The organism is Candidatus Ruthia endofausta (assembly GCF_013342985.1).
Classification (GTDB): domain Bacteria; phylum Pseudomonadota; class Gammaproteobacteria; order PS1; family Pseudothioglobaceae; genus Ruthia; species Ruthia endofausta.
This window is the reverse complement of the sequence record NZ_CP054490.1, coordinates 1,114,663-1,135,816: the sequence shown is the minus strand read 5'-3', so window position 1 is coordinate 1,135,816 and position 21,154 is coordinate 1,114,663. Positions and strand designations below refer to the sequence as shown.

Annotated in this window: 29 protein-coding genes and 2 tRNA genes; 16 read left to right on the top strand and 15 right to left on the bottom strand. The window is 37.2% G+C overall.

Annotation, left to right across the window (positions count from 1 at the left end):
* Positions 1-179 precede the first annotated feature (179 nt).
* Positions 180-1,220, top strand: coding sequence for a hypothetical protein (locus tag HUE58_RS06400; RefSeq protein WP_174606146.1), 1,041 nt, complete (start codon positions 180-182; stop codon positions 1,218-1,220).
* Here HUE58_RS06400 and HUE58_RS06395 read toward each other — a convergent pair.
* On the bottom strand, positions 1,187-1,369 hold the full coding sequence (locus HUE58_RS06395) for a 16S rRNA (uracil(1498)-N(3))-methyltransferase (protein WP_174606145.1): 183 nt from the start codon (positions 1,367-1,369) through the stop codon (positions 1,187-1,189). The genes HUE58_RS06400 and HUE58_RS06395 overlap by 34 nt on opposite strands.
* A 222-nt stretch (positions 1,370-1,591) precedes the next feature.
* On the opposite strand from HUE58_RS06395, the gene HUE58_RS06390 reads away from it, so the two are divergent.
* From HUE58_RS06390 to cysQ, 9 genes are all read left to right on the top strand, one after another.
* A complete protein-coding gene (locus tag HUE58_RS06390) occupies positions 1,592-2,809 on the top strand; it encodes an aminopeptidase P N-terminal domain-containing protein (protein ID WP_174606144.1) in 1,218 nt (405 codons plus the stop codon).
* Between the two features lie 4 nt (positions 2,810-2,813).
* The gene (trpD, locus tag HUE58_RS06385) at positions 2,814-3,833 is read left to right on the top strand and encodes an anthranilate phosphoribosyltransferase (protein WP_174606143.1); all 1,020 of its coding nucleotides are present in this window, start codon (positions 2,814-2,816) and stop codon (positions 3,831-3,833) included.
* Positions 3,834-3,847: 14 nt separating this feature from the next.
* On the top strand, positions 3,848-4,390 hold the full coding sequence (orn, locus tag HUE58_RS06380; RefSeq protein WP_174606262.1) for an oligoribonuclease: 543 nt from the start codon (positions 3,848-3,850) through the stop codon (positions 4,388-4,390).
* Positions 4,383-5,240: a 4-(cytidine 5'-diphospho)-2-C-methyl-D-erythritol kinase gene (gene ispE / locus HUE58_RS06375; RefSeq protein ID WP_174606142.1), complete on the top strand. Its 858-nt coding sequence runs from the start codon at positions 4,383-4,385 to the stop codon at positions 5,238-5,240. Before orn ends, ispE begins: the two co-directional genes overlap by 8 nt.
* Positions 5,220-5,294: transfer RNA gene (locus HUE58_RS06370), tRNA-Gln, on the top strand. Before ispE ends, HUE58_RS06370 begins: the two co-directional genes overlap by 21 nt.
* Before the next feature lie 70 nt (positions 5,295-5,364).
* A complete protein-coding gene (locus HUE58_RS06365) occupies positions 5,365-6,318 on the top strand; it encodes a ribose-phosphate pyrophosphokinase (protein WP_174606141.1) in 954 nt (317 codons plus the stop codon).
* A 101-nt stretch (positions 6,319-6,419) separates the two neighbouring features.
* Positions 6,420-8,231, top strand: a complete 1,812-nt coding sequence (gene rpoD, locus HUE58_RS06360) for an RNA polymerase sigma factor RpoD (protein WP_174606140.1) — start codon at positions 6,420-6,422, stop codon at positions 8,229-8,231.
* A gap of 7 nt (positions 8,232-8,238) precedes the next feature.
* Positions 8,239-8,315: transfer RNA gene (locus HUE58_RS06355), tRNA-Ile, on the top strand.
* Between the two features lie 53 nt (positions 8,316-8,368).
* Positions 8,369-9,130: a 3'(2'),5'-bisphosphate nucleotidase CysQ gene (gene cysQ / locus HUE58_RS06350; protein WP_174606139.1), complete on the top strand. Its 762-nt coding sequence runs from the start codon at positions 8,369-8,371 to the stop codon at positions 9,128-9,130.
* Here cysQ and nadC read toward each other — a convergent pair.
* The 6 genes from nadC to HUE58_RS06325 all read right to left on the bottom strand — a co-directional run bounded on the left by nadC (position 9,116) and on the right by HUE58_RS06325 (position 13,141).
* The gene (nadC, locus tag HUE58_RS06345) at positions 9,116-9,949 is read right to left on the bottom strand and encodes a carboxylating nicotinate-nucleotide diphosphorylase (protein WP_174606138.1); all 834 of its coding nucleotides are present in this window, start codon (positions 9,947-9,949) and stop codon (positions 9,116-9,118) included. The two genes, cysQ and nadC, sit on opposite strands and share 15 nt — an antisense overlap.
* Positions 9,930-11,015, bottom strand: a complete 1,086-nt coding sequence (gene lpxB / locus HUE58_RS06340) for a lipid-A-disaccharide synthase (RefSeq protein WP_174606137.1) — start codon at positions 11,013-11,015, stop codon at positions 9,930-9,932. The genes nadC and lpxB overlap by 20 nt, the downstream gene beginning before the upstream one ends.
* A 7-nt stretch (positions 11,016-11,022) precedes the next feature.
* Positions 11,023-11,325 carry a ribosome assembly RNA-binding protein YhbY gene (gene yhbY, locus HUE58_RS06335; RefSeq protein ID WP_174606136.1) on the bottom strand — a complete coding sequence of 101 codons (303 nt, stop codon included), beginning with the start codon at positions 11,323-11,325 and terminating at the stop codon, positions 11,023-11,025.
* A complete protein-coding gene (gene lysA / locus HUE58_RS06330) occupies positions 11,318-12,559 on the bottom strand; it encodes a diaminopimelate decarboxylase (protein WP_174606135.1) in 1,242 nt (413 codons plus the stop codon). The genes yhbY and lysA overlap by 8 nt, the downstream gene beginning before the upstream one ends.
* Positions 12,560-12,565: 6 nt before the next feature.
* Positions 12,566-12,697 carry a hypothetical protein gene (locus HUE58_RS07195; protein ID WP_277998003.1) on the bottom strand — a complete coding sequence of 44 codons (132 nt, stop codon included), beginning with the start codon at positions 12,695-12,697 and terminating at the stop codon, positions 12,566-12,568.
* Between the two features lie 117 nt (positions 12,698-12,814).
* A complete protein-coding gene (locus HUE58_RS06325; protein ID WP_246260793.1) occupies positions 12,815-13,141 on the bottom strand; it encodes a leucyl/phenylalanyl-tRNA--protein transferase in 327 nt (108 codons plus the stop codon).
* Between HUE58_RS06325 and HUE58_RS06320 the strand changes: the two genes are divergently transcribed.
* Complete coding sequence (locus tag HUE58_RS06320) at positions 13,117-13,344, top strand: hypothetical protein (protein WP_174605065.1); 228 nt, start codon at positions 13,117-13,119, stop codon at positions 13,342-13,344. The two genes, HUE58_RS06325 and HUE58_RS06320, sit on opposite strands and share 25 nt — an antisense overlap.
* On the opposite strand, the gene nudE is transcribed toward HUE58_RS06320, so the two are convergent.
* The 3 genes from nudE to HUE58_RS06305 are packed head-to-tail and all read right to left on the bottom strand — an operon-like array spanning position 13,331 to position 14,518.
* On the bottom strand, positions 13,331-13,876 hold the full coding sequence (nudE, locus tag HUE58_RS06315; protein WP_174606133.1) for an ADP compounds hydrolase NudE: 546 nt from the start codon (positions 13,874-13,876) through the stop codon (positions 13,331-13,333). The two genes, HUE58_RS06320 and nudE, sit on opposite strands and share 14 nt — an antisense overlap.
* A 46-nt stretch (positions 13,877-13,922) precedes the next feature.
* Positions 13,923-14,300, bottom strand: coding sequence for a hypothetical protein (locus HUE58_RS06310; protein ID WP_174606132.1), 378 nt, complete (start codon positions 14,298-14,300; stop codon positions 13,923-13,925).
* A 50-nt stretch (positions 14,301-14,350) separates the two neighbouring features.
* Entirely contained in the window at positions 14,351-14,518 is a 168-nt protein-coding gene (locus tag HUE58_RS06305) for a hypothetical protein (RefSeq protein WP_174606131.1), read from the bottom strand.
* A 220-nt stretch (positions 14,519-14,738) separates the two neighbouring features.
* Between HUE58_RS06305 and HUE58_RS06300 the strand changes: the two genes are divergently transcribed.
* The gene (locus HUE58_RS06300; protein ID WP_174606130.1) at positions 14,739-15,692 is read left to right on the top strand and encodes an MBL fold metallo-hydrolase; all 954 of its coding nucleotides are present in this window, start codon (positions 14,739-14,741) and stop codon (positions 15,690-15,692) included.
* Between the two features lie 78 nt (positions 15,693-15,770).
* Here HUE58_RS06300 and HUE58_RS06295 read toward each other — a convergent pair whose 3' ends face one another.
* The 4 genes from HUE58_RS06295 to HUE58_RS06280 form a co-directional block, all read right to left on the bottom strand.
* On the bottom strand, positions 15,771-16,010 hold the full coding sequence (locus tag HUE58_RS06295) for a glutaredoxin domain-containing protein (RefSeq protein WP_174606129.1): 240 nt from the start codon (positions 16,008-16,010) through the stop codon (positions 15,771-15,773).
* The gene (gene leuB, locus HUE58_RS06290) at positions 16,007-17,080 is read right to left on the bottom strand and encodes a 3-isopropylmalate dehydrogenase (RefSeq protein ID WP_174606261.1); all 1,074 of its coding nucleotides are present in this window, start codon (positions 17,078-17,080) and stop codon (positions 16,007-16,009) included. Before leuB ends, HUE58_RS06295 begins: the two co-directional genes overlap by 4 nt.
* Positions 17,081-17,146: 66 nt before the next feature.
* Positions 17,147-17,248, bottom strand: coding sequence for a rubredoxin (locus tag HUE58_RS06285; RefSeq protein ID WP_422851473.1), 102 nt, complete (start codon positions 17,246-17,248; stop codon positions 17,147-17,149).
* Between the two features lie 105 nt (positions 17,249-17,353).
* On the bottom strand, positions 17,354-17,953 hold the full coding sequence (locus tag HUE58_RS06280; RefSeq protein WP_174606128.1) for a peroxiredoxin: 600 nt from the start codon (positions 17,951-17,953) through the stop codon (positions 17,354-17,356).
* A gap of 130 nt (positions 17,954-18,083) precedes the next feature.
* Between HUE58_RS06280 and cysS the strand changes: the two genes are divergently transcribed.
* The 3 genes from cysS to HUE58_RS06265 are packed head-to-tail and all read left to right on the top strand — an operon-like array spanning position 18,084 to position 20,618.
* Complete coding sequence (gene cysS, locus HUE58_RS06275) at positions 18,084-19,472, top strand: cysteine--tRNA ligase (RefSeq protein ID WP_174606127.1); 1,389 nt, start codon at positions 18,084-18,086, stop codon at positions 19,470-19,472.
* Positions 19,447-20,136 (top strand): HAD-IA family hydrolase, encoded by a 690-nt coding sequence (locus HUE58_RS06270; RefSeq protein WP_174606126.1) that lies wholly within the window; start codon positions 19,447-19,449, stop codon positions 20,134-20,136. The genes cysS and HUE58_RS06270 overlap by 26 nt, the downstream gene beginning before the upstream one ends.
* Positions 20,137-20,138: 2 nt before the next feature.
* A complete protein-coding gene (locus tag HUE58_RS06265; protein WP_174606125.1) occupies positions 20,139-20,618 on the top strand; it encodes a metallophosphoesterase family protein in 480 nt (159 codons plus the stop codon).
* Here the strand turns inward: HUE58_RS06265 and HUE58_RS06260 are convergent.
* The gene (locus HUE58_RS06260) at positions 20,596-20,904 is read right to left on the bottom strand and encodes a helix-turn-helix domain-containing protein (RefSeq protein WP_174606124.1); all 309 of its coding nucleotides are present in this window, start codon (positions 20,902-20,904) and stop codon (positions 20,596-20,598) included. The genes HUE58_RS06265 and HUE58_RS06260 overlap by 23 nt on opposite strands.
* On the opposite strand from HUE58_RS06260, the gene HUE58_RS06255 reads away from it, so the two are divergent.
* Positions 20,903-21,151: a hypothetical protein gene (locus tag HUE58_RS06255; RefSeq protein ID WP_174606123.1), complete on the top strand. Its 249-nt coding sequence runs from the start codon at positions 20,903-20,905 to the stop codon at positions 21,149-21,151. The genes HUE58_RS06260 and HUE58_RS06255 overlap by 2 nt on opposite strands.
* Positions 21,152-21,154 lie beyond the last annotated feature (3 nt).

The window sequence follows — 21,154 nt, the reverse complement described above, 5'->3', positions numbered from 1 at the left end:
CCTTACCAAAGGCTTAATTAAAACAATAAATAACCATCATCAAACTCATGAATACCCTCAAGCTTACTATACATATCAATCTAAATTTTTGGTGATAATCAACATCGGTAAACAGTCGCTGGTTATTTTTAAAGACTTTGTTGCCAATCACTCATTATCACAACTCAATAGGCTTTTAAATGCTAAGTACTGAAGACATCCTTAAACTGAATGTTCTTATTAGCACTTCAATTGCAATTCGCATTGATACTTATAAATTGGTCGTGGTTGGACTCAATGCACAATTCAAAGAGCAGGCGATTGATTTAAACCCAACATATGATAGCGATGCCTATATTAAGGCAGTTAAAAAACTTCTGATTAACCAAATACTAGACACAATGGGTGGCTACCCGTCGTATTTAAAGCGCTGGTCAAGAATAGGGCAAGTGGCGTCATCAAACCTTGCATCACTACTCAAACTGGGTGAAGTTGAAGCAGTTGTAGCGGTGTCAAATGCAACCAATCTTGATAAAGATTTGCTAAAACTGGCTTGGTGGTGTGCTACTAATACTGACAATCAAGCCGAAATTGGTCGTCTCCTGCTTACTAAAGATTTGTGTATTAATACCAAAGTTGGCAAAGATATTGCCCACTATTTACTAGAATTTTTGCCATTTACACAGGATGTAGAACAATTAATCGATACCACCAATTTGATTTTACAAAAAGATTTAATTAGCAAACAAGAAAAGGCTAAATTATGGGAACAAGGTCAAAGAAAAACAGCACTTTTGGTTGGCTTTATTGAGCGTATACAGAGCAATCTACCCAGCGAAGTTGATCAAACTCCGCTTGACTTCAAGCATCAGGACTTGCAAGTCGTTTCTAGCAAACAAGCACAGTTGCTATTAAAAACCTTGATTCATATTTTAAAAAAAATCAACCAAGAAACTATTTTGTATCGTACATTGAACGTACTTGGACAGTATTTATCTCATTCTTCAATCACTTGTAAAGAATCTATTAATAATATCATTAATCAAGCCAATATCATAACTCATGACACCAAAGATGAAAAAGAAAAGCTCTTTGCTAGGATGCTACTAGCAGGTGTAAGTGAACGTTTGGTCATTAGCACTATTTCAGCGCACAATTTAACAGGTTCTGCCATTCGTAAAAAACTTATTAACATATTAGAGCCCATTCAAAAAGCCCTAAACACATTAACCACCCCATAACAACTGCATATTAGCAAACTTTGAGCGCCTTGTGCGTTTGCATTTGCAATTTCTTGGTCGCTCAATCCACCTTCTGGCCCGATAATAATAGTTGCTTGATTAACCTTGTTCATTTCTAATAATGAATATTTAGTACGATGATGAAGCACAAACCTATTCCATTGCCAAGCTCAATGTTAATAAAGTAATCTCTTGGCCTTGTGAAAAACACAATACTTTTGCCAAGTGGCGTGATGCGTATCATCAAGCATCAATTTCTCATTAATTTGCAAGGGAACATTTTGGTACAATCGTACGTGTTTCATGGTATCTTTGTGCGTAATAAATAGTGAATAGGAATGTTCATACAATTAAGCCATATTTGATAAAAAATGATACATCAAAAAAGAAGGCACACACTGCTAAACCAGCTTGACAGCAATGCAGTTGTTGTTATTAGCACCAATCCTGAACAGAATCGCTCTGGTGATGTTAATTACCCTTTCCGCGCACATAGTGATTTTTACTACCTAACTGGCTTCCAAGAACCTGAGGCTCTGGCAGTTTTTTCTAAAGACAACTACACAATATTTTTACGCCCTAAAGACAAAGCACGTGAAATTTGGAGTGGAAAACGTTTAGGGATTGATAATGCGTCCAATGTCTTAAAATCAGATCATGCTTTCTCTATAGATTTATTAAAAGAAAAATTACCCCAAATAATCCTTAATAATCAAGTTTACTTTGATGCTAAAACTTGCCAATTAGACAACAACATTACACGCCTTTTATCAAGCTATCAATTGAAATCACTTATCCCAACTTTACATGAGATGCGCCTTATTAAAGACACACTCGAGATAAGCACCATGCAAAAAGCTGCTAATATTTCAATCAAAGCACACCAATTAGCAATGCAAGCAGTCCAGCCCAATATGTTTGAATTTGAAGTGCAAAGTATTTTTGACGGATACTTTACTAAGAATAATGCCCAACACGCTTACACAGCTATTGTTGCAGGAGGTGGAAATGCTTGCGTACTGCACTACATAGAAAATAACAAAAAACTCAATAAAGGCGACTTGATTTTGATTGACGCTGGCGCTGAAGTGGATTGTTACGCCTCAGATATCACCCGAACTTTTCCAGTTAGTGGTCAGTTTTCTCCTGCACAAAAACAAATTTATCAAATCGTGCTTGATGCTCAAATCAATGCCATTAATATCATCAAACCTGGTGTAAAAATTAATGAACCTCATAAAGTTGCCACTAATACAATCAAACAAGATTTGATTAACCTTGGTATATTAAAAACTGGCGGTGACTTATCACAGTTTTATATGCATGGCACAGGACACTGGCTTGGTCTTGATGTACATGATGCAGGGCAATACAAAAAGAATGGTAATCACAGAAAATTTGTAGCTGGTATGATAACCACTGTTGAACCTGGTATTTATATCCATAAGGATGATAAAATTAATCCAATTTATCACAATATTGGCATTAGAATTGAAGACGATGTATTAGTAACAACATCAGGAAATACAGTGCTAACCAAATCCCTCGCTAAAGAAATCAACGACATTGAATCACTTATGAGCCAATAACACCATGAACATACAGCAAGCAATTAAGAAAATTATTGAAAAACAAGACCTTAGCGAAGGTGAAATGCATAAGGTAATGAATGACATTATGACAGGCAAAACCACCGATGCACAAATTGGTGGTTTTTTAGTTGGCCTTGCGATAAAAGGTGAAAGTATTGATGAAATTACTGCCGCTGCCAAAATAATGCGTTCTCTGGCCAAAGGTGTCACCATTAAGAACACCAAACACTTGGTAGATACTTGTGGCACAGGCGGTGATGAACTGGGATTATTTAATATTTCAACCGCATGTGCCTTTGTTGTGGCAGCCGCTGGCGGGTCAGTTGCTAAGCATGGCAATAGTAGCGTTTCTTCAAAATCAGGTAGTGCTGATGTCTTAAAGGCAGCGGGTACTAATCTTGATATGAGTGTTGAAAAAATTGGTAAATGTATTGAAAAAATTGGTATCGGGTTTATGTTTGCACCCTTTCATCACATTGCCATGAAATACGTCATTAGCGCGCGCAAAGATCTTGCTATTAGAACTATTTTTAATGTCTTAGGTCCATTAACCAACCCTGCTAAAGCACCTAATCAGGTCATAGGTGTATATACTCAATCTTTAGTTGAACCGATTGCTTATGTTTTAAAAAATTTAGGTGCCAAACATATTATGGTTGTGCATTCTAAAGATGGCTTAGATGAAATTTCAATTGCTGATGACACGTTTGTGGCTGAATTGAAAGATGGTCAAGTTAGTACTTACACCATCAACCCTACTGATTTTAGCTTGCTACTGGGTGACTTGGATGATATTAAAGCCAACAATGCGGATGACTCATTAGTGCTGATTCAACAAGCACTTGATGGCAAAGATGGCGCGGCTAAAAACATCATTGCCCTTAATTCAGGCGCGGCTATTTATGTGTGTGGACTTGCAAATTCACTACAGAAGGGTGTTGATAAAGCACTTAATATTTTAAACAGCGGCGCGGCTCATCAAAAATTAGATGATTTTATTCGCGAATCAACGGGTTGTTAATATAGGTTTTTATGATGAATAAAGAAACCAATCTTATTTGGATTGACTTAGAAATGACAGGGCTTATGCCTGAAAAGAGTGTCATTATCGAAATTGCCACCGTTGTCACTGATGCGCAACTTCATATTCTTGCACAAGGTCCTTCTTTAGCCATTCATCAAAATGATGAAATTCTAAGTAACATGGACCAATGGAATACCGAACATCACACCAGTTCTGGGCTGCTTAGACGCATTAGAGAAAGTAACATTTCTTACAAACAAGCAGAAGCCCAAACCTTAGAATTTTTAGAAAAATATGTTAACAAAGGAGCCTCCCCAATGTGTGGCAATACTATTTGTCAAGATAGGCGTTTTTTGTATAATTATATGCCAACACTAGAGCAATTTTTTCACTACCGTCATATTGATGTTTCTACCCTTAAAGAGTTAGTTGCGCGCTGGAAGCCTAATGCAAAAATGGTATTTGAAAAAGACTCCGCACATTTGGCACTTTCTGATATCCAAGACTCAATTGATGAGTTAAAACACTACCGAAACGTTTTTATTAATGTCTAGCACTTGGCTTGCCCCTGCAAAAATTAACTTATTTTTGCACATTAACAACAAAAGAGAGGATGGTTATCATAATTTGCAAACCATTTTTCAGCTGCTTGATTATTACGATAAACTAACTTACACAGTAAGCAATAATGGAGTCATTAAACGCATCAGTGGTAATGAAAATGTAGAACAAAATCAAGACTTAATCGTTAAAGCGGCCAAAGCACTTCAACAATATACTGGCACAACGTTGGGCGTTAATCTTTCAATTGTTAAACATATTCCGATTGGTGGTGGCTTAGGAGGTGGCTCTTCAGATGCAGCAACCACATTAGTGGCACTTAATCAACTTTGGGGTACAAAATTAACCCAAGTACAACTGATGAAATTGGGGTTAAGTCTAGGTGCAGATGTACCCGTATTTATCTTTGCTCAAAGCGCTTGGGCGGAAGGTATGGGAGAAATTCTAAGCCCTATTAAAACCCCTAATCATTATTTTTTGGTGATCTTTATTAACAAACATACTTCAACCAGAGAAATTTTTGCTCATTATGCATTGACAATGAGCAAACCTCAAGGGAAAATAGCCAACTTCTTTGAACTTGAAAACACTCACAATGATTGCTTGCAAGCTGCCATAGAATTAGAAACAGAAATTTCTATTGCACTGGAATATCTTAACACACGTGCTAATTATATTGGTCAAGCTAGAATGAGTGGCACAGGTAGTTGTGTTTTTAATGAATTCTTAACTGAGAAAGATGCCTTGGTAGCGGCTAAAAAAGTGCCAAAAAAATGGATGAGTTTTGTGTCGCGTGCAATCAATATTTCTCCGATTCACAATTGGGCTGTCGCCAAGCGGTAAGGCAACGGGTTTTGATCCCGTCATGCGCAGGTTCGAATCCTGCCAGCCCAGCCAACTTCTTTTTATATTTTATCTCCTTATCGGCGTATAATTTAACCACTTTAATAGTATTGATTAATCCTCTATGTCTCTTGACAAAATTAAAATCTTTAGTGGTAATGCTAACCCTGAACTTTCTGGCGAAATTATCTCTAGTTTAAATATTGTACAAGGTAAGGCACTTGTGGGTAGATTTAGTGATGGCGAATCCCAAGTTGAAATATTAGAGAATGTACGTGGTTGTGATGTGTTTATCATTCAACCTACTTGTGGGCCTTCTCCGGCTGAAACCCTAATGGAACTTTTGGTTATTGTTGATGCGCTTAAACGCTCATCAGCAGCACGAATTACCGCTGTTGTACCTTATTTTGGCTATTCAAGACAAGACCGAAGATCACGCTTAACGCGTGTACCCATTACAGCAAAACTTGCTGCAAAAATGGTTGAATCTGCAGGTGTTGATCGGATATTAACCGTTGATTTACACGCAGACCAAATTCAAGGCTTTTTCAACATCCCAATTGATAATATTTACGCCCAACCCGTTCTAATTGAAGACATCCTATCTAAAAATTACCAAGACATCGTTGTCGTATCTCCTGATGTAGGCGGCGTAGTAAGGGCGCGTGCCGCTGCAAAGCGATTAAATGATGCAGACCTTGCCATTATTGACAAACGACGCCCAGCGCCCAATATGGTTAAAATCATGAATGTTATTGGCGATGTTGAAGGTAGAACTTGCACTCTGATTGATGACATGGTTGATACCGCTGGCACACTTTGCCAAGCCGCTAGTGTTTTGAAACAACGGGACGCTAAAGAAGTAGTGGCCTATACGACCCATGCAGTACTCTCTGGTGATGCAATTAACAATATTAACAATTCTGAACTGAATGAATTAGTAACAACCAATACCATTCCACTTAATGTTGATGCTGCCAACTGCTCTAAAATTAGGCAATTATCCATTGCACCAACGATAGCTGAGGTTATCAAACGAATTAGCGAAGAACAATCTATTAGTACTATTTTTACATAATAGTCGGGGTAAAAAACACCACAGCACAAGTCTATGATTTTTAACTGATAACTTTGGGTATAATCCATCCCTTGGTTTGTCAGACACATTAACTTTAATTTATGAAATCCACAACTAAAGCACACAAGCAAGCATTACAAAAACTAATCATGGTTGGTAAAGAGAAAGGCTATTTAACCTACTCTGAAATTAATGACATTCTGCCAGAAGATTTATTAACCCAAGAGCAAGTAGAACCCATTGTCACGATTCTTGAAGAGTTGGATATTACCGTTTCTGATACCGTGCCAGATGCAGATACTCTAGTGGTTGAATCTGGTACTAAAGCACAATCAACGTCAGCAGAGGCAGCAATAGCTGCGTTTGCAGCATTGGATTCAGAATTTGGCAGAACAACAGACCCAGTTAGAATGTACATGCGTGAAATGGGTGTTGTTAATTTACTAGAACAAGAAGATGAAATCTGCATTGCTAAAGAAATTGAAGCTGGTGTGTTTGAAATCATGCGAAGCATTACTTTATATCCTATGATTACTGACTTTTTCTTCAAAGCACATACCCGCCTAGAAGAAGGAAAATGCAAGATGACCGATGTTATTATCGGCTATCAAGGTGACGCAGAAGACTTTGCTGCAAAAAAAGCCGCTTTTGATGCAGGCGAGTTTGATGATGATGAAGAATATGAAGACATGGAAGAAATGGAATATACAGGGCCCGATGAAAATCAGGTGTATAACCGTTTCGAAACCGTATCAAAATACTCCGAAACTTACAACAAGACTAACGAGAAACTTGGCTTCCGTCATAAAAAAACAATTGAAGCACGTCAACAATTATCCAAAAGTTTGTCAGACTTACGCCTAGCACCCAAACTGGTTAACACCATGATAGAGGTTATTTGTGACCGCGTGGATCAAGTCAAAAAACAAGAAAAAATCATTCAAAATGTTTGCTTAGATGCAGGCATGGATCGATTACATTTTTTCGAATTATTTTCTAATAATGAAACCAATTTTGATTGGTTTAACACCATTAAACTAGATGAGAAAATTGAGGAAAAACTAAAGATCAGTAAAGATGAGATTTATTATGCACAAAAAAATCTTCAACAATTTGAAGAAGAGATGCAACTCACTATTGTTGAACTCAAAGCATTAAACAAAATCTATCGCCGTGGCGATTGTCGTGCTAAAAAAGCCAAATCACAAATGATTGAAGCAAACCTTAGGCTGGTGATTTCAATTGCAAAAAAATATGCCAACCGCGGATTACAATTCTTAGATTTAATCCAAGAAGGTAATGTTGGCTTAATGAAAGCGGTTGATAAATTTGAATATCGTCGCGGTTACAAGTTTTCTACTTACGCTACTTGGTGGATTCGTCAGGCCATTACTCGCTCTATTGCAGACCAAGCACGAACTATCCGTATTCCAGTTCATATGATTGAGACTATTAATAAACTTAATCGTGTACGTCGCCAACTCTTGCAAAAGTTTGGCCGCGAGGCTTTTCCTGAAGAATTAGCAACTGAAATGGAACTGCCAGAGTACAAAATCATCAAAATTCTAAAAATTGCTAAAGAGCCGCTATCAATGGAAACACCAGTTGGTGATGATGAAGACTCTAATATCGGTGATTTTATTGAAGACACCAATCTATCTTCACCTGTTGAGATAACCACCAAGGAAAGCTTAAAAGAAGCTACAAGTGAATTACTGTCTAACTTGTCGCCTCGCGAAGCCAAAGTATTAAAAATGCGTTTTGGTATTGATATGAATACTGATCACACTTTAGAGGAAGTTGGTCGTCAATTTGATGTTACTCGTGAGCGCATTCGTCAGATTGAGGCCAAAGCACTACGCAAACTAAGACATCCTTCTCGTGCGCATAAATTACAAAGCTTCCTAGAATAATCCTTTAGGGCCTATAGCTCAGTTGGTTAGAGCAATCGACTCATAATCGATTGGTCCTTGGTTCAAGTCCAAGTAGGCCCACCATTTTTATCAAAAATCAATACTTATCATATCCAATGAGGTATGATAATATAACCATGTTTGATTTGCTCATACCACCACTAATTAGGCTAACCACTCAAGTTGGTAGCATGATTATGTCACTTTATAAAAGTGAGCTTGATATTAAAATCAAATTAGATGAAACGCCACTGACCATTGCTGATAAAAACGCACATGAACTGATTATTGAAGCACTTTCAAAACTCACACCAAATACGCCCATATTTTCAGAAGAATCTGAAATAATTGAATTTTCTGAACGCTCTAAATGGCATGAATACTGGTTAATTGACCCGCTTGATGGCACGCGTGACTTTCTTGAGCAGACAGGTGAGTTTTGTATTTGTATTGCCTATATTAAACAACACAGGCCAATATTTGGCATGATTTATGCACCACTAAGCAAAACACACTACTATACAACAGATGTAAACAAAGCGTTCAAACAACAAGAAGATGTTATCCAACCATTAAATGTACACACTAACCATCACCCTTTAAAAATTGTCATTGGCCATTGCTCGTCACACAACGAACAACTGCAAAACCATTTAGGAGAATGCGGTACTTATAAAGTATCTCAATTGGGTAGCGCCCTAAAATTTTGCACTATTGCAGAAGGTAGATATGACTACTACCCAAGATTTGGTCCTTGTTCCGAATGGGACACCGCTGCTGGCGTATGTATTTTACAAGGTGCAGGCGGCAGTGTTGTTAGCCAAGATGGAAAGCCTCTAAGTTACAATACTAAAGACGATTTAACCAGCCCAATTTTCTTTGCCTCAAACAAATCTTAAAGACAAGTCTATTGCCTGAATATTCTTAGTGATACTGCCTGTAGAAATAAAATCAACGCCAGTATTAGCCACTTCCACAATGGTATTTTCATTGATATTGCCAGAAGCCTCTAAGGGTAATTTACCTTTAGCCATGTCAACTGCTTGTATTAAATCACTTATGGAAAAATTATCACACAATGCTCGGGTTACACCACTAAGTGTGAGCACTTCTTGTAATTGGATTAAGTTTTCCACTTCAACAATTAAAGAAAGATTTGGGTATTGCTCTATTGCTAATTTAACTGCCAAGGTGATTGAGTCTAAAGCAATAATATGATTTTCTTTCAGCATAATACAATCATACAGGCCCATACGATGGTTAACACCGCCGCCGCATTTTACTGCGTATTTTTGCGCCAATTTTAATCCGGGAATGGTTTTTCTAGTGTCTAGTAATTGTGCATTGGTATGATTAATTTTACTCACTAAATAGTGAGTTTTTGTCGCCACAGAGCTTAGCATCTGTAAAAAGTTAAGCGCCACTCTTTCAGCACTAATAATGGCCTTAGAAGCGCCTATTAAAACACACAAAACCTGCCCTGAACTAATGCATTCACCATCTTTAACTTTCCAATCTAGTTTGATTTTATCATCAAGTGATAAAAATGTATTTTGTGCATATTCTATACCACAAATAACGCCGGGTTCTCTTGATATAATCTCAGCTATGATTATTTTGTTTAATAATAAATCAGCAGAAACATCTCCAGTACCAAAGTCCTCAGCTAACGCCAACACCACACTATTAAGAATGTGTTTATTCGTTAATAAATTCATAAATAATACGTGCTGATTCATCACTAGCATCTAAGTCTAACTGCTGATGGATTGCATTAAATTCTTTGATTAACGCTTTATTATCACGACTCATGATTGCCATAGCATGTTTGGCGATATTGCTGCCACTTGCATTATTTTGAATCAACTCTGGCACTAAATTTTTATTAGCAATTATATTTGGCAGGCTAATATATTTACTTTTAACCAGTCTTGAAGCAATAAAATAACTAAAACTAGACAACTTATAAATAACTACCATAGGCACACCAACCAACGTCAATTCTAATGCCGCAGTACCTGATGCAACCAATGCCAAATCTGTATTTAACATATGTGCATGTGCATGCCCAAGCGAAATCTCAACTGGCATATTCCCCACCTGAGCAGTTGCCCAATCTAATAACTCATCATTCGCTAAAGCCAAGTGAAAGATTAGCGCTGGGTCTTGTGTGGACATTATTTTAGCTGCCAGTAGCATCTCAGGCAGCAACAGCTTAATTTCACTTTGCCTAGAGCCCGGCATTAGAAGAATATTTTTTGTCTTAATATACGACTTTCTAGGTCGAAAACTCTGTGCTAAAGGATGCCCAACAAATAGCGCTCTTTGATTATGCGCTTGATAAAAATCCACCTCAAATGAAAATAAACACAGTATCAAATCTGTTGATTGTTTAATTTTTTTAATCCGAGATTGGCGCCAAGCCCAAACCGAAGGCGAAATAAAATGCACGGTTTTTACGCCTTGAGATTTAAGCTTTCTCTCAATTACAAAATTAAAATCTGGTGCATCAACACCAATAAAAACATCAGATTTTTGATTAGAAAAATAAGCAATAATAAGTCTGCGTAAGCGCAATAAAGACGGCAATTTCTTTAAAATCTCACTAAAGCCCATCACATTAACTTGCCTTTGATCCCAATGTTGTATACATCCAGCAGCCGTCATTTTATCCCCAGCCAAGCCTTCAATAGTGACATTAGGATTTTGTTTTTTTAAGGATTGAATTAACTTGGAAGCAATCAGATCGCCTGAGGTTTCTGCCGCACTAATTGCAATCTTCATTAGACCCTTACTGTCTTGGAAGAATAATTTGTGGTTCTTCATCAAAGCCGCGGTAAATCACCACAATGTTGCCAATTATTTGTACCAAGTGAGCATTAGAAGTGTCAATGATTTTATCAATTATTTTTTGCTTTCTCTCTCTCTCGTCAATACGTATTTTAATTTTTAGCAATTCATGCTTTTCCATGATTGCCTTAAGCTCTACCAAAACAGACTCACTTAATCCGTGTTGTCCTACTATTATGACAGGCTTTAGAGTATGGCCTTTCGATCTAAGAATTTTTTTTTGATTGTTGGTTAATTTAATCATCAACCATATACTCTTTGTTAAATAAATCTTGAATGGTTTCACGTTCTCGCACTAGTGTGTGTTGATTGCCTGATACCATTACTTCCGCTACTCTAGGACGAGAGTTATAATTTGAGCTCATGGAAAAACCATAAGCACCAGTAGACATGAGTGCTAAATAGTCCCCCTCAGATAAGAGAAGTTTTCTATTTATAGCTAAAAAATCACCTGTTTCACAAATTGGCCCCACCAAATCCCAATTAGCATCAACGCCTTTAGTATTTTCATTAACAGGCAATACTTGATGATAAGTTTGATAAAGGGCAGGGGACAATAAATCATTCATTGCGCCATCAATAACTGCAAATGACTTATATGAATTTTGCTTTAAGAATTCAACTTTGGTAATAAATATGCCAGCATTGCCAATAATCGCCCGACCCGGTTCTAAAATAACTTTTAAATCACTCACTTTGTTAATAATTGAGACAATATAAGCATTAATATCAATCGTTTGTTCGTTATCATACTTAATGCCAACACCACCACCTAAATCCAAATGAGTAATACGAATACTAATTTTATCAAGTTTGGCAACCAGCTCAAGCACCTTATCAAGTGCATCTAAAAAAGGGGACACCTCTATTAATTGTGAGCCAATATGGCAATCCAATCCTTTGACGGTTAAATAAGGTGAATTATGTGCCATTTGATAGATAGGAATAGCATCATCAATATCAACACCAAATTTACTTTCTTTCAGTCCTGTTGAAATATACGGGTGTGTTTTTGCATCAACATTAGGATTAACGCGTAGCGAAATTGGTGCTTGCATATCCATATCTTTTGCCACTTGTTCAATACGATTCATCTCCGCCATGGATTCAACATTAAAACAAAAAATACCTACCTCTAAAGCGCGTTTAATTTCAGCCTTTGTTTTAGCCACACCTGAAAATACACAGCGGGACGCATCTGCTCCAGCAAATAAAACGCGCTCTAATTCACCAATGGATACAATATCAAAACCTGAACCTATTTTAGATAAAATATTAAGCACTGCTAAATTAGAGTTGGCTTTAACTGCGTAGCAAACTAAATGTGGATGTGTACCAAATGCTTGATCAAATTCATACCAGTTGTTCTCAATATCAGTGCGAGAATAGACATAAAGTGGCGATCCATAAATCTCTATCAAGTCTGTAATATTGACAGATTCAGTATGAAGTATGTGATTTTGATAAGAAAAACCCAAGATTTATTATACTGTTTGAGTGATACTTGGCATGACCAATAATGACGATTTGACACGTTCCAATTCACCCATCTTACCACAAGAAGAAATACCAATAACAATAAAGGCTAACACCATAAGCCTGGTTATTTTTTCCATATTGTTTCTTTACCTGTTTTTTATTTAAATCAACGTCTATTTTACAGTAATTCTTTTAATAGTTCAGTAACACATAATGCCGTATATTAAAAGCAATTTTAGAAGCAGCATCTCGCACTAATGAAAACATAGACTCACCAAAAACACCTGCCCTAGAGCAACCCTATAAAGCCCACCTACCAATTGAGAATCTTTATACACTTCAACAAGATGTGCAAATCCTTGCAAGTGAAGTGCAGTATAAACATGTACCATATCATTATTAATCCAGGTGCCATTTTGATTTTTACGCTGAATGGCTTTACAATGATGAATCACACATTCAAAGTTTGTATCAACTTTAACCTCGAACTTATCAGAACGAATCGTTTTATTGAGGCTTTTTGAAATATGAAGTCGCTCTAAAGTAATCACCATTCTTGGGTCTGGAGAATACCGAAGCACTAGCTCTGACTCGTTATACCAAGGGAAAATTCTCTGTTGATACGTTTCTAAAAGCCGATGGGTTGTTAGTTCACCCACCTAATGCAATCAATCCGTTAGGTTCTTCTAACGCCAGTTCAACATCTGCAAAAGCAGTATCAACAGATGACAAAACAAAATTCTTAGGTATTTCAATCACTGACTATTGTGTCACTGATTATTAATCACATCTCTTGCCATGTATAAGGCTGCAATGCTTCTGGCTTCAGTTAAATCTTCATTGTAAACCAAGTTTTCTAAATCAGCCATCTTAAATGCCGCTACCTCTAATGGCTCCGGTTCATCACCTTCTGCTCTCGCTTTATATAAATCTTGTGCTAGTACAATGTAAGTAATACTAGATTGATAACCAGGTGCAATAGTCATTTCTTTGATAAAAGTTAATTTGTTAGCACCATAGCCAATTTCTTCAATTAACTCTCTATTAGCGGCTTCAATAGGTGTTTCACCATCATCAATTTTTCCTTTAGTTAATGCAAGTTCATATCGATCTGTACCGCCAGAATACTCATAAATCATTAACACAGTTTCAATATCTAACATCGGTATGACTAATACTGCATCATTACCTGATGGCTTTAAACGCTCATATACTCTTTTTGAACCATTTGAAAACTCAATATCCATTTCCTCAATATTGAAAAAACGGGTTGTGGCAATGATTTTAATATTTAAGACAATAGGGTTTTTACGCATGGTTGGTATTATGCCATTGATTGGTATCAAACCATCAAATATAAAACTAATTCTTACGATTTGGAACTATTATTAAAACGCGCAACCCAGATAGAATCATAGCAACAGATGCTAATAAAAATAGCGCTGTTAATGCTTGGGTCATTTGTACAGCCATACCTGGTGTTAATGCCACCACAGCATAACCAAAATCACGCCAACTCCCTTGAACAAACAGCTTGCCAAAATTTGGTTGTTCTATTGGCAGACTGTCTCTTTGGTGTAACTTAGCCCATGGCATGGTTTCTTTGATATAAAAGATAGATGAAAACAACCCAAGTACCGCCACAACAGAAAATATGAACAAACCTTGTCTTATGCCAATCAGATTAACAATATAAGCTGTTGCCACGCCAACAATAGCAAGGTTGACGCTATAATCCAATGCCAATTAGGTGCATATAAAATCATAAACGGCACAGGAATTGCAACAATTCATTCTGTAATGAGCACGCGTTTACGAGCATATTGACCACTCAAATGGCCTGCTAATAAATTCATCACAGTCTTAACCACACCAAACACAACAACAAAGGGGGTTAACAATAAAAACTGCTGTTTGCCTAAATTAAACTTTGTATCTGCTAATCCAGGAATAAGCACTCTTGTCGTACCACTTGCATTAATTGAAGAATGATTTATGATTTATTCTCAGGTATGCCATGCTGTATCGGCTGTATTAACATAATTAAACACCTCTTAATTGTTACATATTTAGCCCTATACAATAAATAAGGATAAGCCCATTTGGATCGTTTTGTATTCTAACTGAGCATATCCCCTAAAATCTGATAAGGTACAATGACTCTCTTTGGAGAGAACATTGAAAACAATTTATCTTTTATTTGCTTTAACCTTATCAACTCTATCAAATGCTTGGACAATTAAAGGCATGGGCGAATTTTCGCCTGAAAAGCTTAGTAATAACCTACTGGTCATTCATGGCCCATCTGGTGAGCCAAGTGTACAGAATCAAGGATTTATGAATAATCCTGGCATTATTATTGGCAAAAAAGGCGTTATTATTGTTGACTCAGGTAGTGCTTATAATGTGGGTAAAAAAGTGATTAAAGAAGTTGAAAAAATTACCAAAAAACCTATTATTGCCGTCTTTAATACACACGTTCATGGCGACCACTGGCTAGGCAATCAAGCGATCATCGAAAAATATCCTAATGCCAAGATTTATGCCCACCCAGAAATGATTATTGAGGCTAAAAACGGCGGAGGCGATAACTGGGTTAATTTAATGACAACCCTAACTGACGGTTTAACAAAAGATACAATTAGCACTTATCCAACTGACGCCACCCAGCATTTACAAGTAATTAACTTAGGTTCAGAACAATTTAAAATTCACAATCCTACCATTAAAGCACATACCAATACAGACATTATGATTGAACATGTCAACAGTAAAACTTTATTCTTAGGCGATAATGGCTTTGTTAATCGCATGGGTCGTTTTGACAACAGTTCTAGTATGCATGGCAACATTAAAGTATTGCAATATGCAACAGATTTGGGTCTAGATTATTACGTGCCTGGACATGGCTCATCAGGTAATGTAAACCATGCTGTTACGCCATTTTTAGATTACCTGCTCATTATTCAAGATGAAACTAAAAAAGGTTATGACCAAGATTTAGCTGACTATGAAATTAAACCCATTGCCATTAAACAGCTAACCGCTTATAAAAATTGGCATGGGTTTGATGAGCAGTTTGGCAAACACATTAGCAAAATGTTACTTGAGATTGAAGCTAGGGATTTATAAAATCAACTGAAAGACACATTCCTATCCCTAAAATTAAAAACCTAGATATTATGGTTTTTTCTTAAACAAACACACATTTTAGCCAAAGAATCCATCCATATGCAGCTCAGTTAAATCGCTAAATCCACCGATATGCTCATCATCAATGACAATTTGTGGCACCATTCTAGCGCCATTAGTCACTTTTGAAAACTCCGCCATAAGTACACGATCTTCATCAATCATTTTTTGTTCAAATGGTAGATTCCACTTGTTTAACAATTCCTTAGTCTTGACACAAATTGGGCAAGTGTTGGTTGAATAAACCACAATTTTCATACTAATGCCTCTACCACCAAATCACCCATTTTATTTGTACCAACAAGCGTATTACCTTCTGTTACAATATCTTGCGTACGATAACCTTTGTCTAATACAGTATTAACTGCCGTTTCAATTTTACGGGCCAAGCCCACCTGATCAAGCGAATAACGCAACATCATAGCAACCGATAAAATAGTTGCCAAAGGATTGGCAATATCTTTGCCTGCAATATCAGGTGCTGAACCATGAATAGGCTCATACATACCAAACCCGTCTTGATTAAGCGAGGCTGATGGCAGCATACCAATTGAACCAGTCAACATTGCTGCACAATCACTTAACACATCGCCAAATAAATTTGAAGTCACCATCACATCAAATTGTTTAGGTGCTCTGACTAATTGCATTGCAGCATTGTCTACATACATATGGGTAAGCTCAACATCTAGATAATCTTTAGCCACATCCGTCATCACTTCACGCCATAATTCACATACTTCTAACACATTTGCCTTATCTACCGAGCAAACACGTTTGTTACGAAGTTGTGCAATTTCAAAGGCTGAATGCCCAATACGCCTGATTTCTGACTCACAATAAGTGGCTGTATTAAACCCATATTTTTGTCCATCACGCACTTCAACACCTCGTGGTTTGCCAAAATAAATACCCGCAACCAGCTCACGAACAATCATCAAATCAAGCCCTGACACCACTTCTTTTTTAAGCGTTGAAGCGCTAGCAAGTTGTGGGTATAAAATCGCAGGACGTAAGTTAGAAAATAAATCCATTTCTGCACGCAGTCCTAACAAACCTCGCTCTGGTCGCAAATTACGCTCTAAAGACGCCCACTGATAGCCGCCCACAGCACCTAATAAAATAGAATCACACTGACGCGCAGCGTCTAGTGTGGCTTGTGGCAAAGGAGAGCCAGTTTCATCATAAGCACTACCACCAATCAGGTCATGTTCAAACGTCATACCAAGATTAAAATCTGCATTCAAGCAGTTAATGACTTTAAGTGCTTGTGTTATAATCTCTTGGCCAATACCATCACCTGGTAATATCAATACTTTTGACATTATTCTTCCCTTGTCTCAGTTCAAAAAAGGCTATTTTACTAGATTTCAACCATTTCAAACTCAGCCTTACTAGCACCACCACAACCCGGATACCCAATCTTTGGGAACATTTTCCCATTTTGTGCCTAGCTCAATCCCCTCTTTGTGTGCGCCTAAGTATTCATCATACACTCAGTCGTACAAATACATCTATAATTTTTTCATTTCCATTGTTAATTCTCCCTATAATAAGCCATAAAAAAAGGGAGCTTAACCCCCATTCAACAACAAATTTAATTACAATTCATCAGCATGTTTTGATAAATAATCAGCCACGCCTGCAGGCGTGTCTTTCATACCCTCATCACCTTTGTTCCAACCCGCAGGACAAACTTCGCCATGCTCGGTGTGAAAATCAAGTGCATCAATCATACGTAACATTTCATCAACATTTCTGCCCAATGGTAAATCGTTCACCACTTGATGACGTACCTCAAAATTCTCATCAATTAAGAACGATGCACGCAGTGCAATACCTGCTGGATGCACAATACCATAAGCCTCCATAATAGAATGATCAGTATCAGCCACCAATGGGAAGTCAATAACACCCAAACCACCCTCTGCTGGTTGCGTGTTACGCCATGCGTTATGCGTGAACTCTGAATCTATTGAAACACCAACCACTTCAACACCTTTGTCATTAAACTGCGTCATTCTGTGGTGATACGCTAGAATCTCTGAAGGGCAAACAAAAGTAAAATCTAGTGGATAAAAGAACAACATAATTTTCTTACTTTTAAGGCTAGAAAGTTGAAAATTATCAACAATCGTACCATCTGCTAAAACAGCAGCAGCCGTAAAATCTGGGGCTTGTTGTGTGACTAAAACGCTCATACATTTTCTCCTATGTATAATTAAAAAATCCATTAATTATACAACTGTTTATGTCGATAAATCATATAAAAAGTAGGGGTTTGTTATTGACAAGACAAAATCAGATAAATACTCACGTAAAATATCGCTCATGCTTAAAATTTACAACACGTTAAGTAAACAAAAAGAAGTTTTTCGCCCAATTAATGCCGATAAAGTAAGCATATACGTTTGTGGTATGACTGTTTATGATTATTGCCATATGGGTCATGCACGAGTATTAGTGATGTTTGATGTTATCACTCGCCATCTTAGACGGTATTTCCCAAATGTTGAATATGTGCGTAATATTACCGATATTGACGACAAAATTATCAAACGCGCTGTTGAAAATAAAGAAGATATATATACATTAACTAATCGTTTTATTGATGCCATGCACGAAGATGAGCGTGCTCTTGGCGTGTTACCACCTGATGTTGAACCGCGTGCAACTAATGCGATAAATCAAATGTTTTATATGATAAAGTCGCTGATTGAAAAAGGCTTTGCTTATCAAGCTCATAATGGCGATGTTTATTATTCAGTGCGTCGTTTTAAAAATTATGGAAAACTCTCAAGGAGAAATCTTGATGAACTTGTGGCAAGTGCTCGAATTGAGATAGAAAGTGCTAAAAAAGATCCGCTGGATTTTGTTCTTTGGAAAATGTCAAAACCCAGCGAACCAAGCTGGAAGTCTCCTTGGGGACAAGGCCGCCCTGGTTGGCATATTGAATGCTCTGCCATGTCCACACATTATCTAGGCAATCACTTTGACATTCATGGTGGTGGTATGGATTTGGCCTTTCCACATCATGAAAACGAAATCGCCCAATCTGAAGGTGCGAATAATTACACTTTTGTTAACACTTGGATGCACGTAGGTTTTGTCAATATTGATAATGAAAAAATGAGTAAATCACTGAATAATTTTTTCACCATTCGTAGCGTATTAGAAAGCTATGATGGCGAAACCTTGCGTTATTTCATCATGAGTTCTCATTACCGCAGTCCACTTAATTTTTCAGATAATAATCTTAATAAAGCCAAGTCGTCACTATCTCGTTTGTATACTGCTATTCGTAGTCTCAATGCTTCTAGCGCAACAACTGAGAAAGTATCCATGCGTTTTGATTATTCAGTACGATTTAACGAAGCGCTTGATGATGACTTTAATACACCCATCGCTTTGAGTGTTTTATTTGAATTAGCAAAGACAGTCAATTCACAACGTGAAGAGGACATTGAGCAAGCTAATGCCTTGGCGCAATTACTCAAAAAACTCGGTAGTTATATTGGTATTTTGCAGATGGATGCGGATAAATTTTTAAAGCAAGGTGTTTCCTTATCGAACAGCGAAGTTGGTGCAAAGATTACCAGTAGAAATAAGGCTAGAGCTAATAAAGATTTTGCACTCAGTGATCAAATCAGAGACGAGTTAGCCGAGCTTGGTATTGTACTAGAGGATAATGCCAATGGCACAACTTGGCGTAGAAAATAACATTGATTGGTCTTCAATAGACACCATTTTATTAGACATGGATGGCACTCTACTAGACTTACATTTTGATTTGTATTTTTGGATGGAGTATATGCCTTTGGTCTTTGCCAATAAGTACAACCTGACACACCAACAATCAAAGGATAAAATCTATCCCATTCTTCGAGCAGAAGAGGGAAAACTACATTGGTATTGTTTGGATTATTGGCAAAAAGTGTTCAAACTAAACATTGCTGAACTCAAAGAAGACGTGGCTCATTTAATCCAGATACACCCATTTGTATTGGATTTTTTAGCACAAGCCAAACAGCACAAAAAGCGCATTTATTTAGTCACCAACGCCCATAGAAAAACCATTCAATTAAAAATGCGAATCACTAATTTATCACAGTATTTTAATGCCATTATTTCATCGCATGACTACAACGCAGCTAAAGAAGAGCAAGATTTTTGGCACCAGTTAAACAAAGCTATTCATTTGAACAAGCAAAAAAGTATTTTCTTTGACGATTCTTTATCGGTGCTAAATGCCGCCAAACAATACGGCATTGCTAGCATTGTTGCCATTAATAAACCCAGCTCTAACATGGACATGAAATCAATAAAAGGATTTATCAATATCGAAACCTTCGAACACATGCTGCCCATCAGAACGCATTTATAAAAATGAATACAAAAATTGGCATTCTTTCAGATACACATGGCTTTATTCGTCCAGAAATTATTAAGCTAATGAATCAATGCGATATTATCATCCATGCTGGTGACATTATTGATGCACAGACCCTTCAAGCACTCAAACCCAAGCAAAAATTAATTGCCATTCAAGGTAATAACGACGTACACATAACTCATCTAAATTTAATAGAAAAACTAAACCTCCCAAATGGAGAAATCGTCATTGAGCATGGGCACGAACATGGCGTTCATCAGCCTTCTCATGACTCACTAAGAGCTGCCCATCCAAATGCAAAAATTATCATTTATGGGCACACTCACAAACAAATTATCGATCAAGAAAAAACACCTTGGGTTATCAATCCAGGTGCTGCTGGACAAGTACGTAATTATGGCGCTGCAAAATGCTTTGTTCTTGAGGTTAGTCACTCTCAAGAATGGAAAATCACCCCTTACACGTTTGCTTGATTGCTAATAATGCACATTTTTTGCCGACAAGCGCCTTCTTTATAATTTGCAAAATTTCTAATTCTTCAGCACTAAATTCAGGCTCGTTAACAATATTCATGATTTTATTTTGGTTAGTATTGCTACCCGTTGCCAACCATTCAAAACTTATCTTTAATAAACTAGCTATTTGCAATAAATACTGAGTGCTAGGCGATGAACCTTCGACCGACTCCCGTTGACTAATCGCACTACGGCTAACGTTTAACAAAACTGTTAATCTTGCTTGTATTATGGAGTTTACCATGGGTGCAAATACAACAGACATTAATACTGGCATAACAGCAGTCATTACCCAAGAATTAATAGACAATGGCACGCAAATCAACCCAGATACACTACAAGTATTACAGCAAGACCCAGATACTTTGTCTATTCCAAATACCAACAAGACAGTCAAGCAAGTCAAGCAAGTCAAGCAAGTCAAGCAAGTCAAGCAAATTTTACTAGACGAAACCACCACACAGATACAATTACAGATGCAGAAAATTTAACAA

Coding starts and splice junctions, on each gene's coding strand:
- HUE58_RS06400 (WP_174606146.1), top strand. CDS start 180: ATGCTAAGTACTGAAGACATCCTTAAACTGAATGTTCTTATTAGCACT.
- HUE58_RS06390 (WP_174606144.1), top strand. CDS start 1,592: ATGATACATCAAAAAAGAAGGCACACACTGCTAAACCAGCTTGACAGC.
- trpD (WP_174606143.1), top strand. CDS start 2,814: ATGAACATACAGCAAGCAATTAAGAAAATTATTGAAAAACAAGACCTT.
- orn (WP_174606262.1), top strand. CDS start 3,848: ATGAATAAAGAAACCAATCTTATTTGGATTGACTTAGAAATGACAGGG.
- ispE (WP_174606142.1), top strand. CDS start 4,383: ATGTCTAGCACTTGGCTTGCCCCTGCAAAAATTAACTTATTTTTGCAC.
- HUE58_RS06365 (WP_174606141.1), top strand. CDS start 5,365: ATGTCTCTTGACAAAATTAAAATCTTTAGTGGTAATGCTAACCCTGAA.
- rpoD (WP_174606140.1), top strand. CDS start 6,420: ATGAAATCCACAACTAAAGCACACAAGCAAGCATTACAAAAACTAATC.
- cysQ (WP_174606139.1), top strand. CDS start 8,369: ATGTTTGATTTGCTCATACCACCACTAATTAGGCTAACCACTCAAGTT.
- nadC (WP_174606138.1), bottom strand. CDS start 9,949: ATGAATTTATTAACGAATAAACACATTCTTAATAGTGTGGTGTTGGCG.
- lpxB (WP_174606137.1), bottom strand. CDS start 11,015: ATGAAGATTGCAATTAGTGCGGCAGAAACCTCAGGCGATCTGATTGCT.
- yhbY (WP_174606136.1), bottom strand. CDS start 11,325: ATGATTAAATTAACCAACAATCAAAAAAAAATTCTTAGATCGAAAGGC.
- HUE58_RS07195 (WP_277998003.1), bottom strand. CDS start 12,697: ATGGAAAAAATAACCAGGCTTATGGTGTTAGCCTTTATTGTTATTGGT.
- nudE (WP_174606133.1), bottom strand. CDS start 13,876: ATGCGTAAAAACCCTATTGTCTTAAATATTAAAATCATTGCCACAACC.
- HUE58_RS06295 (WP_174606129.1), bottom strand. CDS start 16,010: ATGAAAATTGTGGTTTATTCAACCAACACTTGCCCAATTTGTGTCAAG.
- HUE58_RS06280 (WP_174606128.1), bottom strand. CDS start 17,953: ATGAGCGTTTTAGTCACACAACAAGCCCCAGATTTTACGGCTGCTGCT.
- cysS (WP_174606127.1), top strand. CDS start 18,084: ATGCTTAAAATTTACAACACGTTAAGTAAACAAAAAGAAGTTTTTCGC.
- HUE58_RS06270 (WP_174606126.1), top strand. CDS start 19,447: ATGGCACAACTTGGCGTAGAAAATAACATTGATTGGTCTTCAATAGAC.
- HUE58_RS06265 (WP_174606125.1), top strand. CDS start 20,139: ATGAATACAAAAATTGGCATTCTTTCAGATACACATGGCTTTATTCGT.
- HUE58_RS06255 (WP_174606123.1), top strand. CDS start 20,903: ATGGGTGCAAATACAACAGACATTAATACTGGCATAACAGCAGTCATT.
- HUE58_RS06260 (WP_174606124.1), bottom strand. CDS start 20,904: ATGGTAAACTCCATAATACAAGCAAGATTAACAGTTTTGTTAAACGTT.